This is a genomic window from Rhodonellum sp., from assembly GCF_030656585.1.
Taxonomy (GTDB): domain Bacteria; phylum Bacteroidota; class Bacteroidia; order Cytophagales; family Cyclobacteriaceae; genus Rhodonellum; species Rhodonellum psychrophilum.
Map to the genome: position 1 here is coordinate 80572 of NZ_JAUSPP010000026.1, position 18368 is coordinate 98939.

Genomic DNA, 18368 nt, shown 5'->3' on the forward strand with positions numbered 1-18368 from the left:
TCCTCACCTAAAAAATGTGATTTGATCGTGAAATTTTGCCTTGTAAAATTTTCATCGCCAATAATTCTGAAGGTTTTCTGTGAAAAAACAGAATTTCACAAAAAACACCAAAAATGAGTTAGGTGATTGAAATTTAACATTTTGGGCTTTAATCATCAGTTTTAAAAAAAAGCCAGAATATTTTGACATTTTTAATAAAATCGGAAAAATTTAACATTTCGCAAATTTCAAACGTTTTCGGTTGCTGTTTATATAACATACCCTCACATTTGTTAAGTATTAACGAAAAATACCTTTGATCCATTAACAGGACTTTAGTCAAATGGCAAGTGTGGCAAATGTTAAAAATTGTAAAATTAAAATTAAACAATCATTTTTGATTAGGCTTTAACTCTTAAAACCAAATCGTTTTTTACAAAACAACAAACCCTATGAGAAATTATTTACTAAAAATGAAAGCATTTATGCTGATGACATTGCTCGTTGTAGCAACGATTCTATCGGCAAATGCACAAAGCAGGGAGGTAACAGGAACCATCCTGGATGCTACCTTGAAAGATCCTTTACCAGGTGTGACCATTCTCGTCAAAGGAACGACGAAAGGCACCACCACTGACTTGGATGGCAAATTCAGAATCAGTCTTCAACAAGGAGAAGATGTTTTGGTGTTTTCCTTTATTGGGTTTACCTCCCAGGAAGTTGTGGTTGGCAATCAAAGTGTGATCAATATAGAATTGGCTGAAGACATCCGAAGCCTACAGGAAGCTGTGGTCATCGGTTATGGTACCCAAGATAAAAAAGAGATTACCAGTTCTGTTGCCAGCGTAGGCGTAGAACAATTCAACAGGGGTAACTTCACCAATCCACAAAGCTTATTACAAGGTAAAGTGGCTGGTTTGAATATCTCCACTCCGGGTGGTTCGCCAAATGCACAACCAACCGTTCGATTGAGAGGTATCTCTTCCTTCGGAGCCAACTCATCTCCTCTAGTCGTATTGGATGGTGTGATCGGCGCTTCAATCGATGCTGTTGATCCCAATGACATCGAATCAATTGACGTTTTGAAAGATGCATCAGCTGCTGCGATCTATGGTACAAGAGGTGCTTCTGGTGTGATTTTGATCACGACCAAGAAGGGCAGCTCCAGAAAAGGTTTTGCAAATGTAACCATCAATACTTTTGGTTCTGCTGAGCAAGCCACTGGTCTTATTCCTGTTTTGAGTCCTGATGAATTCAGAGCAAATAGAGCTCCTACGGCTGATTTTGGCCAAAACACAAATTGGAGAGACGAAATCCTTAGAACTGCGATGAACGGTACTACCAACGCATCCATTTCTGGAGGTCATCAAAACACAAACTACTTTGCATCAGTTAACTACAGAAACAATCAAGGTGTAGTAAAAAATTCAGGTAGAGAGACATTGAACACGAGATTAAACTTATCGCACGGTGCATTGAATAACAGGTTGAGAATGAACTTCAATTTGTCTTTCACCAATACCGAGGCGACTGATATCCCTGGAGAGGCTTTGCTTTACGCAACTATCCTCAATCCAACCATGCCGATTTATGAAGGAACGGGTGAAAACAGACAGTTTTTCCAACCTTCTGGATTTGACAACAACAATCCTGTTGGATTGATCAACACAAGAACAAATCAGACCAAGGTCAGAAATGGACTTTATTCCTACAGAGTGGAGTATGATATCATCGATAATTTGGTCATTTCTGCTCAGTTTTCTCAAGATGTATTGAATACCTTAAACGGACAATACAACTCAAGAAGCGATAGAGCTCCAGGTGGTGGCGCTGCCAACAATGGCGTTGCACAGCAAAACACCTATGACAGGACCAATACCATCGCCTCTGCAAACTTGAGATACGAAACGGAAATTGGAAGTGGATTAAGCATGACAGTATTGGGTGGTGTCGAAACGCAATTGTTTGAGGACAGAGCTTTCGGCGCACAGGCAAGACAATTCTTGTATGACCAAAGCTGGAATAACTTGGGAGCTGCTGGTATTCGATTTGGTGAAAACACCAATCTTTATAGCAATGCAAGCAAATCTACTTTGAACTCCGTGTTTGGTAGAGCCAATTTCAACTTTAGAAACATGTATTTCTTTTCTGCAACACTTAGAGCAGAAACTTATTCAGGCTTTGGTGCTCAAAATCAAACAGGTTATTTCCCTGCTTTCTCTGCAGGTGCTGACCTTACCCAGATTTTTGACATGGGTCCTTTTAGCCAATTTAAGCTTAGAGGATCATTTGGAATAGTAGGTCAATTGCCTCCATCTCCAACTTTGGCAATTGGCGTTTATGGAAACGGCAACAGAATCCAATTGGATCCACTTAACCTTAACTCTGCATGGGTAGCCCCAGTACAGTTGAACAACGCAAACCAATTCTTGAAATGGGAAACCACAAGGGAATTTACAGTCGGTGTAGATTATGCGCTATTTGATGGAAAAATCACGGGTAGTATGGACTATTACAGAAGAAACATCAAGGATTTGTTGTTTGACGTAGGCGTAAATATTGGCCAGCCAAACCCATTCAATCCAAGAGCAGATCAGCCTGGACAATTCTTCCCTTACACGGCAGGTTCCATTTGGGCAAATATCGCAGGATTAAACAGTTCAGGTTTTGAGTTTTTAATGACTGCAAACAACATCAACATCGGTGGTGGTGTGACTTGGACTCCTACTGCTGTATTCACAATTTACAAAAGAGCAAGAATTGAGAATATTGGTGCAGGTGGATTGACATTGCCTGAAATCAGAAGAGGTGTACCTGGATCTCCTGGTGTAAACAATGCTCAAGTGATCAGAAATCTTGAGGGTGAAAGAGTCGGCGACATTTATGGACCAAGACTACTTAACATTTCCGAAAACGGAACTACTGTATTGTCTACAGAAAACCCAGACGATTTCGAAGTTCTTGGCAATGCCTTGCCAACTGGTGATTTTGGTTTGACCAACCAATTCAATTTCAAAAACTGGGATTTGAATTTCTTGTTGAGAGGCTCATGGGGACACCAAATGCTGAACTCTTACAGATTGTTCTACGAAGGTGATGGAAATGCCACTTGGAATTCTGTTATCACAAAAAACACACCTACTAGCCCAAGAATATCCAACGCGCCTAGCCAAATCTCTGATTTCTATATTGAAAGAGGTGATTTTATCAGGATGGACAATCTTCAATTGGGTTACAATATTCCTACTACCTCAGATGCGATTTCAAATTTGAGATTGTACGCAGGTGTTCAGAATCTATTTACACTTTCCAACTTCACAGGAGTAGATCCTGAAGTAAGATGGGGAGATCCAACGGACAATGGTTTAGACCAATTGGCGCCAGGTATCGAAAGAAGAGATACTTATTTCATCCCAAGAATCTGGACTCTTGGATTAACCATAACCTTTAAATAACATAAACTCAAAATAAATATGTTACGATCAATTAAAACAATATGTGTAGGCGCACTCGCGACAATGACCATGATGTCATGCGAGTTGGAGCAGGAAGTATTGACTGGGGTCACACAAGAAAGATTGACCAATGAAGCCCCACCAGAACTTGCTGAGGTTTTAAAGCAATCTGCTTATACCAGGCTTATGGGAAATGGTAGCTGGGGAGGACATGGTGGGTTCTATAGTTATCAAGAAATCACTTCTGATGAAGCAGCCATTCCTGTAAAGGGTGGTGACTGGGCTGATGGTGGTACTTGGGTGAGAGCCCACAGACATACTTGGCAGGTAGGTGATGGAGAGATCAACGGTGTTTGGGACACCCCTTTTAGGGTGATTGCAGAAGCCAACGCATTGCTCCAGCAATATCCGGATTTGGAAGACCTGGGCAGAGAAATGAGAGTTTTAAGAGCCTTCTCTTACTTGATTTTATTGGATAACTTCGGTGGTGGAGTTCCGTTGATCATAGAAACGACCACGGATGCAAACCCTCCAAGTTCTTCAAGACAAGAGTTGTTTGATTTTATTCAATCTGAGGTATTGGAAAATGGACCACTTTTGACAAAGGAAAACACCAAAACCAATTTCAATTTCTGGACAGCTCACATGATCCTTGCAAAATTGTACCTGAATGCTGAAGTCTACATTGGTCAACCCAAATGGGCAGAAGCTGAAACCATGATTGATGTCATCATGACGGGGCCTTACAGTATAGCGTCAAACTACTTTTCAAATTTCGCTTCAGTTAACGCTGGATCTGTTGAAAACATGTTTACCCTTCCCTATGATGCCAACAACGCAGGTGGTTTTAATATCCATCAAATGTCATTGCATTACGAGTCCCAAAAGACTTTTGATCTCGTCGATCAGCCTTGGAATGGCTATGTTGCATTGGAAGAATTCTACAACAGCTATGATGAAGCCGATCTCAGGAAAAATAATTTCAGAGCGGGTTTACAGTATGCAAGTGATGGTGTAACTATTTTGGAAGATGCCGCAGGTTTTGATGGTGATCCAGATGGAGTACAAGTTAATTTCACTCCACGCATCAATCAGTTGGAACCAAATGCATTCAGACAAGCAGGTGTAAGAACCAATAAATTTGAAATCGCTACCGGCGCTCAACCAGATTTGAACAATGATTTCCCTGTATTTAGATATGGTGATGTGATTTTAATGAAAGCCGAAGTAAGATTGAGACGGAGTGATCCTTCTGGTGCACTTCCTTTTGTGAATCAAATAAGAGACAGAGCGGGAGCAGACCTTTTCACTTCTATCACTTTGGATCAATTACTTGCAGAAAGAGGACGTGAAATGTATGCTGAGGGATGGAGAAGATCGGACCTTATCAGATTCGGAAGATTTGGAGCCCCATGGTGGGAAAAACCAACTTCCACTGCCAATAGAAACGTATTCCCGGTACCTTTGAACAAGATACAGTCCAATACGAAATTGACACAAAACCCAGGATATTAATACTGGATTACTGATTGAGATTCATGAAAGAAGTGCACGAAGGTGCACTTCTTTCTTATTTAATGGATATCTTAGAAATAGAAATTGACGTCAACCCAAAATTAATTCTCTATTCATGTCAGCCCCGACACGCATCGTCACACTTCTTTTTTCCGCTACAATCTTGCTATTTTCCTGCTCAAAAAAAGCGGAAAAGGAAACGGTGCTTTTTGAATTGATGGACAAAGATTGGACTGGGATTGAATTCAGAAATGACCTGAAATACACCGAGAATTTCAACCCCTACCTTTTCCGTAACTTTTACAATGGAGCCGGAGTGGCCATTGGAGACATCAACAACGATGGATTGGTGGATATTTTTTTTGCAGGTAACCAAGCCGAAAACAAACTCTATCTGAACAAGGGTGATTTTCAATTTGAAGACATTACAGAAAAAGCCGGTTTGGCTATACCCGGGATTTGGTCCACGGGTGTAAGCATGGCCGATATCAATGGTGACGGGTTATTGGACATTTACATTTGTAAATCCGGTCCTTTAGGAGGTGACCAACGACACAATTCACTTTTTATCAATAACGGAGACTTGACTTTTACCGAAAAAGCAAAGGAATACGGACTTGCCGACGAAGGGCTTTCCCAGCATGCTGTATTCTTTGACTATGACAAAGACGGTGACCTGGACATGTACCTACTCAACAATTCGGCCCGCTCGGTTGGAATCAATGATTTGAGAACAGGACAAAGGGATCTTCGCGATCCATTTGGAGGAAACAAACTTTATCGAAATGACCAAGGAAAATTCACGGACGTAAGTGCCGAGGCAGGCATTTATGGCAGCACCATTGGATATGGATTGGGCGTCACAGTAACCGACCTGAACAAGGATGGTTGGCCGGACCTCTATGTTTCGAATGATTTTTTTGAAAAAGACTATCTCTACCTCAACAATGGTGACGGCACTTTTACAGAAGCGTTGGAGGAAATGCTCACCGAAATCAGCATGGGTTCCATGGGTGCAGACATTGCGGACTTGGACAACAATGGTTGGCCAGATATTTTTGTGACCGAGATGCTCCCGGCTACCATGAAAAGATTCAAGACCAAAACACCATTTGAGGAGTGGGACAAATACCAAAACAACGTGAAATCGGGATACTTCCATCAATTTACCAGGAATACCCTCCAACGCAACCTGGGCCTAAAACCAAATTCCGATCAGGTTCATTTTATCGATGTGGCCCGTCAATCCGGTGTACATGCGACGGATTGGAGCTGGGGAGCCTTGATTTTTGATGTGGACAACGATGGATTGAAGGATATTTTTGTGGCCAATGGTATCGTCAAAGACTTGACAGATTTCGATTTTGTGGATTATTACATGAATAAACAAAGCCTGATCGACCAATTCAAAAAGGACAGCGTTTTGCTTACGAAAATGATCGATGAATTCCCTTCCATTCCCCAACAGAATTTTTTGTTCAAAAACCTGGGGGATTTCAAATTCAACAATATTGCTGCCCACTCCGGAATGGAGCAACTCACCTTTTCCACAGGTGCGGCCTATGCGGATTTGGACAATGATGGAGACCTGGACTTGGTCATCAACAATCTCAACGGAGAAGCCTCCATTTTCAAAAACAACAGCAGGGAAATCAATGCCAACCATTTTCTCCAGCTGGATCTTCAGGGGCATTTTGGTACCCAAGTATCTGTCTTTGCCGGTGGTCAATTGTTCTATGCAGAAAACAATCCTGTCAAGGGCTACATGTCTTCAGTGGATCACCGCCTACATTTTGGCTTGGGAAAAATTACAAAAATCGATTCCCTTAAAATCCTATGGCCAAACGGAAAAACCACGCTAAAAACCCAAGTGGTTATGGATACACTTCTGGTTTTGGGGCCTGAATCCGCATCAATTGAACAAAACCCCAATTTATCCTTCAAAAACACGCTAATCAAACCATCCGCCAAGCAAATCCCCTGGAAACACGAGGAAAGTGATTTCATAGACTTTGACCGGGACAGGCTGCGGTTTCACATGATTTCAAACGAGGGACCCAAAATTGCCGTAGGCGACCTGAACGGGGATTCACTGGACGACCTCTTCCTTCCAGGAGCAAAAGGGCAAGCCTCATCGATTTGGATTCAAAAAGCAGATGGCTCCTTCTATTCGGCCCAAGAATTTACCGAAGATCAATTGGCGGAGGATGTTGACGCTGTGTTTTTTGATGCCAACGGAAATGGGCATTTGGATCTTTACGTGGCAAGTGGCAGTCTTGAATTCGGTAACAACAACCCGAATTATCAGGACCGACTATATCTCAATGATGGCAAGGGGCGATTTACCAAAACCAAAGAAAATCTTCCCTTGCGCTTTGAACCCACGGCGTTTGTGAAGGTGTTTGACCACAATGGAAACGGAAAACCGGATCTTTTGATAGGCACAAGATCCATTCCTTTTGCCTATGGAATCCCCACGGATGTTCTGATCCTGGAGAACCTAGGCAATGGTGCATTCAAAAACATATCCGCGGAGCTGGCCCCTGAATTCAAGGGTATTGGGATGAGCAGAGATGCCAGTATTGTGGATATTGATGGAGATGGACAGGAAGAAATCATTGTCGTAGGTGAATGGATGTCCATCAAGGTCTTCAAAAAAACCGAAGGAAAATATCGCGATGTCTCCCAGGCATTTGGCTTTGACCAAACCAATGGATTTTGGAATACGATTCAGATCTTGGACATCAACCAAGATGGATTACCGGATATCCTTGCCGGAAACATGGGATTGAACACCCGACTGCTCGCCAGCCCGGAAAAACCCCTTCAGTTGCACCTCAATGATTTTGACCAAAACGGCAGTATCGAACAGATTCTTACCCAATATGAAGGTGACTTCTCCTATCCTTTGGTTTTGAAACCCAGTCTAATCAAGCAATTGCCTTATTTGAGGAAGCAATTATTGACCTATGATGCTTATAAGAATAGACGGATGGAGGATTTATTCCCAGTAGATGTTTTGTCCAAAACCATGGTTTTGGACGTCCATACCTTGGAAACAAGCCTATTTATCAATCAAGGAAATGGTACATTTGTAAAGTCAAAACTACCCTCACCCATCCAAAGCAGCCCCGTGTCCGCAATCCATTCCTTTAGAGACGAATCAGGCAAAACACACCTCTTGATTGGGGGGAATCAAAGCCGGATCAAGCCTGAGTTGGGCATCAATATGGGAAGTTTCGGTTGGCACCTAACGGGGACAAATGAAAAAAACCTTATCATTATCCCTGCAAATCAATCCGGGTTCTTCGTCCATGGAGAGATCCGAGATATCAAAAGCATAAAAACCATCAATGGAAATCGTATCCTCGTCAGTAGAAATAATGATTTGCCATTGGTTTTGGAAATGGTAAAGCGCCCGACAATCGGCCCGAATTGAAAACCTCAAAAGGATGGGGTTTAACAGAATGAATTTCAAATTTTGAATTGAACAAAAAATGATCAGAATATTTATTGCCCTTTTTGCATTCAGTTTGGTCTATTCTTGCCAGACCAAGTCAGAATATGATTCAATCAAGGAAAGGGAACTTTCTTCGGGGAAAGTGGTCGAAGAATTATTCCTCGACCTGAAATTTGGCATGAATAAGAAAGACTTTTACACGACTTGCTGGGAGTGGAACAAGAAGGGAGTATTGGTCAACGGTGCCCATGAACTACAAGTCCGATATTCCCCTGAAATGCCATCCGGAAAAGAGACGGAGATGTATTTCTATCCCCAATTTGAAAATGATATGCTCTATTTTATGCCGATTGAATTCCGCTATCTTGGTTGGACCCCCACCTCTCCAGAAACTACAAATGAAAAGTTGCTTGAAGATGTGGTTTCCTTTTTAGAAGGTTGGTATGGAAAAGGTTTTTTTGAAGTCAAGGACAAAAGTGGAAAAGTCAGTGTTTGGGTTAAGATAGATGGAAACCGTCTGATCCGCGCATTTATAAAAGAAAGGACACTGGTCAGGGTCGAAATGCTTGACCTCAGAGTTAAAGGAATTTCAGAAATAAAATAAGATGAAGATGAAAATCAATTCAAGCTTTCTTTCTTATTTGTTTGCAATAAGCCTCATTTCTGGCTGTAAGCAGGTTGATACACAAAAAAAAGACACTGTATTTGAAAAAATAGACGCTGCTATCTCAGGTGTTGACTTCCGGAATGATCTTCCCTTCGACGAGGAGTTCAATATTTTCACCTATCGAAATTTCTACAATGGGGGTGGCGTGGCCCTGGGCGATGTCAATAACGACGGGCTTTTGGATATTTACCTCACCTCCAATCTTGGCACAAACAAACTCTACCTCAACGAAGGCGAATTCAAATTCCGTGATGTCACCGAGGAAGCCGGAGTCGCAGGGACCCGTGCATGGAGTACCGGCGTTGCCATGGCCGACATCAATGGTGATGGTTTGCTTGATATTTATGTCTGCAATTCGGGAGATATCAGCGGGGACAACAAACAGAATGAACTCTTCATCAACAACGGTGACGGGACTTTTTCGGAGATGGCCGAAGCTTATGGCCTGGCTGACCAAGGATATTCCACCCACGCTGTTTTTTTTGATTTTGACAATGATGGCGACTTGGATGTCTATCTCTTGAACAACAGCTACCAATCTATCGGTAGTTTCAACAAGATGCAGAATGAACGCCCAAAAAGGGATCCCGTCGGAGGTGACAAGCTTTTCCGGAATGACGGAGAAAAGTTTACGGATGTCAGTGAGGAAGCGGGTATCTATGGCAGCCTAATTGGATTTGGACTTGGCATTACTATCGGCGATGTCAACCAAGATGGATGGATGGATATTTTTATTTCCAATGACTTCTTCGAAAGAGATTACCTCTACATCAACAATCAGGACGGGACATTCTCCGAAAAACTTGAATCCCACATGCGGTCCACCAGTGCAGCCTCCATGGGAGCGGATATTGCAGACATCAACAATAACGGATTGCTGGATATTTTTGTAACCGAAATGCTTCCAGAGTCGCAGGAAAGACTAAAACAGATCACCACTTTTGAAAGCTGGGACAAATTCCAATTCAACGTGGAACACGGGTACCATTACCAATATACCCGCAACATGCTTCATGTAAACAATGGAGATGGGACATTCAGCGATATGGGAAGAATGGCAGGCCTTGAAGCAACTGACTGGAGCTGGGGAGCCTTGATCTTTGATATGGACAATGATGGACTCAAGGATCTTTTTGTGGCCAATGGGATTTATCAGGACATCACCGACTTGGATTATCTCAATTTTATCGGTAATGATGAAACCAAAAAGAAAATCATCACACAATCAGGAGTGAATTACAAAGCTTTAGTAGACCCCATCCCCATCAATCCCATTTCCAATTACGTCTTTAAGAACCGTGGTGATTTGAATTTCACCAATGTGGTTCATGAATGGGGTTTGGGAGATCCCATCCATTCCAATGGTTCGGCTTATGGCGATTTGAACAATGACGGCACTTTGGATTTGGTGATCAACAATGTGAACAATGAGGTCTTGATTTACAAAAACAAGAGCAAGCAATTCTTCCCGGAAAACCACAGCCTTCAAATCCAACTTATCGGGAAAAACCGAAATACCGCTGCCGTGGGAACCCAAATCCGGCTGAAGGTAGGTGACCAAATATTCTATCAAGAACAAATGCCAAATAGGGGTTTCCAATCCTCAGTAGATCCCAAACTTACCTTTGGTCTGGGCACGGTGGATCAACTTGACGAGGTTCAGGTAAGGTGGCCGGATGGGAAAGTTACCATACTCAAAGAAATATTGGCAGACCAGCTCCTGACATTAAAGTGGGAAGAAGCAGTCGATCCGCCCCTGGGTTATCAATTCTTTCCTGCTTTACCCGAACCGATTTTCACAAAAACCGATGCAAAATCAATTCTGGACTTCACCCATCAGGAAAACCAGTTCGTGGATTTTGATCGGGACCGTTTGACCTACCATATGCTTTCCACAGAAGGGCCAAAAGCAGCCTTTGGGGACATCAATGGAGATGGTTTGGAAGACATTTATCTCGGAGCTGCCAAAGGCTTTGCTGGACAGCTCTTTGTGCAAAGAAAGAATGGAACCTTTCAAAAATCCATTCAGGAAGTTTTTGAAACCGATCGGTTTTCTGAGGACACCGATGCAGTTTTCTTTGATGCCAATGGTAATGGTCATCTTGACCTTTTTGTCACCTCCGGTGGAAATGAATCCGGTTTTGGGGCGATTGACCTTGCCGATAGGCTTTATCTGAATGATGGGAAAGGAAAATTCACCAAGGCACAAGACAGCGGGATAGCGGGATTAAAAATCAGCTCTTCCGTGGTCAAGGTGTTTGACATGAATGGAGATGGCCACCTGGATATTTTCGTCGGGGGAAGGTTGATTCCCTTTGTCTATGGTGTTCCCGCCAGCAGTTACCTCCTGATCAATGACGGAAAGGGAAACTTTATAAACGAAACAGCTTCTTTGGCACCAGGCCTACATGAAATTGGCATGGTCACCGATGCCGCCCTCATTGACTATGATGGCGACGGCAAGGAAGACCTTATTTTGGTCGGGGAATGGATGGCCCCTACTCTTTTCAGGAATACCGGGAAATCCTTGGAAAAAATAGAGATGCCCGAATGGGAAAATCACAAAGGCTGGTACCAAAGCATTGCCATCGGTGACTTCAACAAGGATGGAAAACCTGATTTGGTGCTTGGCAATCACGGGCTGAATACCCGGTTCAAGGCGAGTCTGGAAAATCCCATCCGATTATTCATCAATGATATTGACCAAAATGGAAGTGTAGAACATCTTTTTACACAAAAATACGGTGACAAGCATGTCCTTTTCACGCTCAAGCATGAACTTGAAAGGCAAATCCCTTCGATTAAAAAAAGGTTTTTAAAATACAGTGCTTACAACAACCAGGCTCTTGAGGAAATATTCTCCGAGGATGAGCTCGAGAAGGCAATCGTCCAAGAGGCCAATTTCTTCTCCTCTGCCATCATGATGAACCTTGGTGCTGGAAAATTTGAGATCAAGCCACTGCCCAGAATGGCCCAAAGGTCATGGATCTACGGCATATTGGTGACAGATATCAATGGTGATGGAATAGAAGATCTTATTTTGGGCGGCAATCTTTCCGCTGCAAAACCAGAGGTTGGAAAATACGACGCCAGTTACGGAGACGTTCTTCTGGGGAAAGGCGATGGTACTTTCGATTTCCAACCCAATGCCCTTCATGGTCTCCAACTCCATGGAGATATCCGTGGCCTCCACTCTTTTGAAATTTCCGGGCAAAGGCTGATGATGGTGGTGAAAAACAATGATGCGTTGGAATTTTGGAAGTATTGAAGAAAGTGAATGCCGAAAGAGAGAAATTGGAAACCAAATCTTGGGGACTATGGAGTAGATTCCCGGCATTGAATACCACCACTTTAATAATTTAAAAGAAAAATTTTAATGTTCAGAATATTTGCCTCTCTCCTTTTTCTCGTCATAGTCGCCTGCGGCAAACCGGAAGAAGAAAAACTGTTCACGCTACTTTCCTCTGATCAAACAGGGATTTCCTTTCGGAATGATTTGGTCTCCACAGCGGAAATGAATATTTTGGAGTACCTCTATTTTTACAATGGAGGAGGAGTTGCCACCGGTGACATCAACAATGACGGATTGGTGGATATTTATTTCACTTCCAATCAAGGTGAAAACAAACTCTATCTCAACAAAGGCAATTTCCAATTTGAAGACATCACCCTACGAGCAGGCGTAACCGGCGATGGCGGATGGTCCACTGGCGTAACCATGGCGGATGTCAATGGAGACGGATGGCTAGACATCTACGTTTGCCAAGTGGGAGATTACAAAGGACTTTCCGGCAAAAACAAACTCTACATCAACAATGGGGATTTGGGTTTTACGGAAATGGCCGCTGCATACGGCGTGGATTTCGTGGGGTTTTCCACACATGCTTTGTTTTTGGATTATGACCACGATGGAGATTTGGATCTCTACCTTTTGAACCATTCCATCAAAAAACCAGAAGTCTTTTCCCATTCCGATACCAAGTTTGACAATCAGGATGAAAAGGGTGGTGACAAACTCTTCAAAAACCTTTTGTCGGAAGGTGAAAACAGAATGATTGAAGTCACCGAAGAAGCGGGGATTCTTTCCAGCAGCCTCGGCTTTGGATTGGGAGTTGCTGCTGCGGATATAAATGGTGATGGCTGGATTGACCTGTATGTTTCCAATGACTTTACCGAAGACGATTACTTGTACATCAACCAACAAGACGGAACTTTCAGGGAATCCCTTCAGGAATTCATCAGCAACACCAGCCGCTACAGCATGGGAAATGACATCAACGACATCAACAATGATGGAAGGCCTGACATTTTCACCACAGACATGCTGCCCGAAGACCCAAAAATTTGGATGAAATCCGTAGGGGAAGACAAGCAAGAAGTATATGATATCAAAAAGCGTTTGGGCTACAAGGACCAATATGTCCGCAACCATCTCCAGCTCAATCTCGGCAATGGGCGATTCTCTGAAATCGGTCTGTTGACAAATACCTACGCCTCGGACTGGAGCTGGTCACCCCTGATTTTTGACATGGACAATGACGGAAAAAAAGACATCCACATCACCAACGGAATCGTCAAGAGGCCTAACGATCTCGATTTCATCCAATACAGCCAGGACCTAGGTTCTGGACTGACTGCAGCGGAAATCCTTCAAAAACAGATTGAAATGATGCCAACCGTGATGGTTCCCAACCACGCTTACCACAATCAAGGGGATTTGGTTTTTACCAATACCTCCAAAAATTGGGGATTGGATCAAGCCTCCTATTCCAATGGCTCCTCTTATGCGGATTTGGACAATGATGGGGATTTGGACCTTATTGTCAACAACAGTGACCAAGAAGCTTTTGTCTACCGAAACAATAGTTCTGCAATGCAGGCCAAGCATTTCATTCAATTTGATCTCAAAGCGAACAGCTTCAATACTTTTGGGATAGGGGCGCAAGTGATGGTTTTTCGCGGAGAGGAAATCCTCCACCAAACCCTGACCACCAGCCGCGGCTTCCAATCGGGAGTTTCCACCACCCTCACTTTCGGCTTGGGTGACAGCCCTGTCTTGGATTCGATCCTGGTCGTCTGGCCCGGAAATGTGCAAGAATCTTTTATTGGTTTGACTGTAAGCCAAAAGCATATTCTCCAACAAGGCGCTGGCAAAAGCACCAAAATCCCATCTGGAAAAACAAAAGCCTTTTTTGAAATTGCGGACACCGGAATTGACTGGGTTCATCTGGAAAACACCGCTTTTGATGACATGCGAAGGGAATATTTGATCCCCCGAAAATTCTCCACCGAAGGGCCCGCACTCGCCGTGGGCGATGTCAACGGAGATGGTTTAGAGGACATTTACCTTGGTGGTGCCACCAACCAACCCGGTGCAATCTTTCTGCAACAGCCCAATGGACAATTTTCCAAAACACAAAACCCGTTTTTCGAGCAGCTAAAAATGGCAGAAGATGTGGTGGCTGTATTTGAGGATTTCAATCAAGATGGTCATTTGGATCTCTATGTGGGCAGCGGGGGAAACGAACATGAAACTGGCAAATTCATTAATTTTGATCGGGTTTTTATAAACGATGGAAAGGGAAATATGATTTTCTCTCCCAACTCCCTGCCGCCCATCGGAGAAAACACCTCTACCATTGCCGTCCATGACGTAAATGGGGATGGGTTTTTGGACCTCTTTGTAGGCGCTTCGGTAGTGACAGGTAACTATGGTGCCAATCCAAAAAGCACCTTCCTGCTCAATGATGGCAAAGGAAGGTTTAGAGATGCCACTGAACAGTATTTCGGAAAAAATTTCCTTCCGGGAATGGTCCAGAAGGCAGTTTGGGCAGATTTAGACAATAAAGGTCATAAGGATTTGATTTTGGTGGGAGAATGGATGAAAATCCAGGTGTACCAAAGAAACCAAAATGGAACCTATGAAATCCAGCAAAACTCTCTAGAGGATCAATCCGGTTGGCATTATGGATTGAATGTGGCGGATTTGGACGGAGACGGAAAGCAGGAAATCATTGTTGGCAATCTTGGCCTCAACTCAAAACTGAAAGCCAATGCAGAAAATCCCACCAAACTTTATCACTTCGATTTTGATGGCAATGGACAGGAGGACCCCTTGCTTTTCCATTATATGGGAGGATATCTGGTGCCCTTTGCCAGCAGAGATGATTTGATCAAACAAATCCCGGCAATAAAAAGACAGCACGCTTCCTATGCGGAATATGCAGAGACAAAATCTCCGAAGGAGCTATTAGATCCTAAACAAATGGAAGCCGCTGCGATCAAAGTCGCAAATGAATTCAGATCAGGGATCTACTGGAACAAAGGTGCCGGTGATTTCCAATTTGAGCCCTTTCCCATAGAAGGACAATTCAGCCCCATGCAGGATTTCGTTATATTTAAAGGCAAGGATGAAAAACGCTATCTGCTTGGTTTAGGCAATTTCTATGGTTTCAGAAATGATCTTGGCACATCTGCAGCCCAACCTTTGGTCCTATTTGTCCTTGAAGGTGAAAAAATAAACCCTACCCCAATCGGGTTGAATGCACAGGAATATTGGGGTGAATTCCGAAATGCTGAGAAAATCACAATCAATGGGGAATTGCACATCATCGCTGTCCGAAATAACAAAAGCCCGATTTTCCTCAAGCCGATTCCTTGACAAACCTGCCGAAAATCATTTATTTTCAGCAGCAGCAGTCATTTGAAATAAGGGAAATATCGCTAGTTTTAAGGATTGAAAGCCAAGATTTTGAAATGGGTTTTGACTGAAAACCAAGTATTTATTATCTTTGAGTTTAAAAAAAATTAGAATGAAACCATGATGCAAGTTTTTATTAAAACTACCCTGATCTTGTTGCTCTTAGGATCTCTAATGGCTTGCCAGGAAAATGGGGATTATAAAGAGGCCATGAAAGATGGCGCATACCAAATTTCGGCACAGACCAAATTGACGGATGTCATGATCCATGATATTTTTTCACCTCCTGTAGCCAGCAGGATTTATGCCTATTCTTCCATTGCCGCCTATGAGGTCGCTGTATTGGCGGATTCTTCCTACCAATCCATGATGGGCCAATTGAATGGTTTTGAAAAAACAAACTTCGATACCTCCGTAGAAATCCATTATCCTTTAGCTTCTCTGGCAGCCTATTACAAAGTCGCCACTGCTTTGATATTTTCGGAGGAGATGATGAATGCGCATTATAATACAGCACTGAAGGAAATCAAATCCAAAGGCATTCCCAGTAAAGTTTTTGAAAACTCTTTGGCTTTGGGTGAATCGGTAGGCCAACACGTCTTGGAGTACACCAAAAAAGACAATTATCACCAAAGCAGATCCTTTGAAAAATACACGATCAGAAATGATCCGGGGTCATGGCAGCCCACGCCACCGGCCTACATGGAAGGAATAGAGCCTCATTGGAGCAAAATAAGAACACTCACACTGGATTCTGCCAATCAGTTCATCTCCGCACCTCCAACAGTTTTCAGTTCAGATTCAAGCAGTCAGTTCTTTTCTGAGGCAAAAGATGTTTTCAACATTGTCAGTAACCTTACAAAGGAACAAAAAGACATTGCTTTTTTCTGGGATTGCAATCCCTACAAGATGAATGTAAAAGGCCATGTCATGTTTGCCGAAAAGAAAATCACACCGGGTGGACATTGGATGGGTATTGCTGGGATTTCTTCCAAAACAGCCAATCTGGACTGGAAAGGAACTGCGGAAGCCTTAGCAATGACCAGCATCGCCCTTTTTGATGGATTCATTGCCTGCTGGGATGAAAAGTACCGGAGCGTAGTGATCCGCCCGGAAACATACATCAACCGATTCATAGACGAAGATTGGCTACCTGTATTGCAAACCCCTCCTTTTCCTGAATATACCAGCGGCCATAGTGTGGTATCCAATGCCGCAGCGGAGACTTTGACACATCTATTTGGGGATTCTTTTCATTTTGTGGATTCCACTGAAGTAGCTTATGGACTTCCGATTAGGGAATTTAACTCTTTTAGGCTCGCCGCAGAAGAAGCCGCCATCAGCAGGCTTTACGGAGGAATCCATTACATGCCAGCGATTGTCAATGGTGCAACCAAAGGAACGCATGTGGGCAACCACCTTCTTGCCAAAGTAAAGACACGCAAGGATGAAAATAACAGCGCAATTGCTGCCAAGTCTGAAGAAATCAAATAATCACATCCAAACGTGATCTTCATAAAACCTATAGCAAAAGGAAAGAGCCGAAACCTCTTTCCTTTTGTTTTAACATTTTTCGGAAAATGGCTGATATTTCTTTCAATCAAGCTATTTTTGTACCTGAATTTACCCAATCTTAAAAAATGGACATCATCCTCAAGTATTTCCCTGATTTGACAGAAAAGCAAAAAGAGCAGTTTGCCAAATTGGGTCCCATCTACCAAGATTGGAATGAAAAAATCAATTTGATCAGCCGAAAGGACATGGATTTTTTTTACGAACGCCATGTTTTACATGCCTTGGGAATCGCCAAAGTCATGCCTTTTCAGCCTGGAACCAAAATATTGGACGTCGGCACAGGAGGTGGTTTTCCGGGGATCCCGTTGGCCATCTTATTTCCTGACACCCATTTCCATTTGGTGGATTCAATTGGTAAAAAAATCACGGTTGTCAAAGATGTGGTCAAACAATTAAAATTGTCCAATGTCGAAGCCGAACAAGTCCGGGCCGAAGAATTGGTGCGGAAATACGATTTCATCATCAGCAGGGCAGTGACCCGATTCGCCAATTTTTATCCATGGATGAAAGGAAAGTTCAAAAAAGAGGATTTCAATGAATTCCCAAATGGAATGTTGTTCCTGAAAGGTGGGGAAGTCGATGAGGAAATGGAAGAATTACAGGTGTCCTATATCAATTACCATCTGGAGGATTATTTTAAGGAAGAATTTTTCGAAACAAAAAAAGTGGTATTTGTGCCTTGGGAAGGCAAAAGGTAAATTGGATCCGGAAGTGCTTCTCAGAATCGCTTCCGGATTTTTCCTCAATTTTTTTATCCCAAAAACGAGCCCCGCACCGATCCAAGTATTACAGCGCATCAATATCTTCCCAAATCATGCAAGATTAGGACAATTCATTTGAAACTTGGACCTGATTCCTCACCTGTTTGATGGTCCAATTTCACCCGCGTCCAAGGAAATAGGAAGCCAAAAATAAACACTATAATATTCTCGGTTTTAAGTCAGGTAGACCTTTTGGTTTCCGGGAAATTTTAAAAATAAATCCCGACAATTTCCGCCACAGTATTGGCACATCAGG

General features: G+C 42.9%; 8 protein-coding genes. All 8 read left to right on the plus strand.

Annotated features, from left to right (window positions below; genetic code table 11):
* Window positions 1-431: 431 nt before the first annotated feature.
* The 8 genes from Q7J63_RS05845 (at window position 432) to rsmG (ending at window position 18049) form a co-directional block, all read left to right on the plus strand.
* Window positions 432-3434 carry a SusC/RagA family TonB-linked outer membrane protein gene (locus Q7J63_RS05845; RefSeq protein WP_304884659.1) on the plus strand — a complete coding sequence of 1001 codons (3003 nt, stop codon included), beginning with the start codon at window positions 432-434 and terminating at the stop codon, window positions 3432-3434.
* An 18-nt stretch (window positions 3435-3452) separates the two neighbouring features.
* A complete protein-coding gene (locus tag Q7J63_RS05850) occupies window positions 3453-4949 on the plus strand; it encodes a RagB/SusD family nutrient uptake outer membrane protein (RefSeq protein ID WP_026333517.1) in 1497 nt (498 codons plus the stop codon).
* Between the two features lie 115 nt (window positions 4950-5064).
* Entirely contained in the window at window positions 5065-8388 is a 3324-nt protein-coding gene (locus Q7J63_RS05855; protein WP_304884662.1) for a VCBS repeat-containing protein, read from the plus strand.
* A 58-nt stretch (window positions 8389-8446) separates the two neighbouring features.
* Entirely contained in the window at window positions 8447-9013 is a 567-nt protein-coding gene (locus Q7J63_RS05860; protein ID WP_304884663.1) for a hypothetical protein, read from the plus strand.
* Between the two features lies 1 nt (window position 9014).
* A complete protein-coding gene (locus tag Q7J63_RS05865) occupies window positions 9015-12344 on the plus strand; it encodes a VCBS repeat-containing protein (RefSeq protein ID WP_370691870.1) in 3330 nt (1109 codons plus the stop codon).
* 108 nt (window positions 12345-12452) lie between these two features.
* Complete coding sequence (locus Q7J63_RS05870; protein ID WP_304884667.1) at window positions 12453-15737, plus strand: VCBS repeat-containing protein; 3285 nt, start codon at window positions 12453-12455, stop codon at window positions 15735-15737.
* Window positions 15738-15896: 159 nt separating this feature from the next.
* Window positions 15897-17270 carry a vanadium-dependent haloperoxidase gene (locus Q7J63_RS05875; protein WP_304884669.1) on the plus strand — a complete coding sequence of 458 codons (1374 nt, stop codon included), beginning with the start codon at window positions 15897-15899 and terminating at the stop codon, window positions 17268-17270.
* A gap of 146 nt (window positions 17271-17416) precedes the next feature.
* Window positions 17417-18049 carry a 16S rRNA (guanine(527)-N(7))-methyltransferase RsmG gene (gene rsmG, locus Q7J63_RS05880; RefSeq protein ID WP_019596831.1) on the plus strand — a complete coding sequence of 211 codons (633 nt, stop codon included), beginning with the start codon at window positions 17417-17419 and terminating at the stop codon, window positions 18047-18049.
* Window positions 18050-18368: the final 319 nt, after the last annotated feature.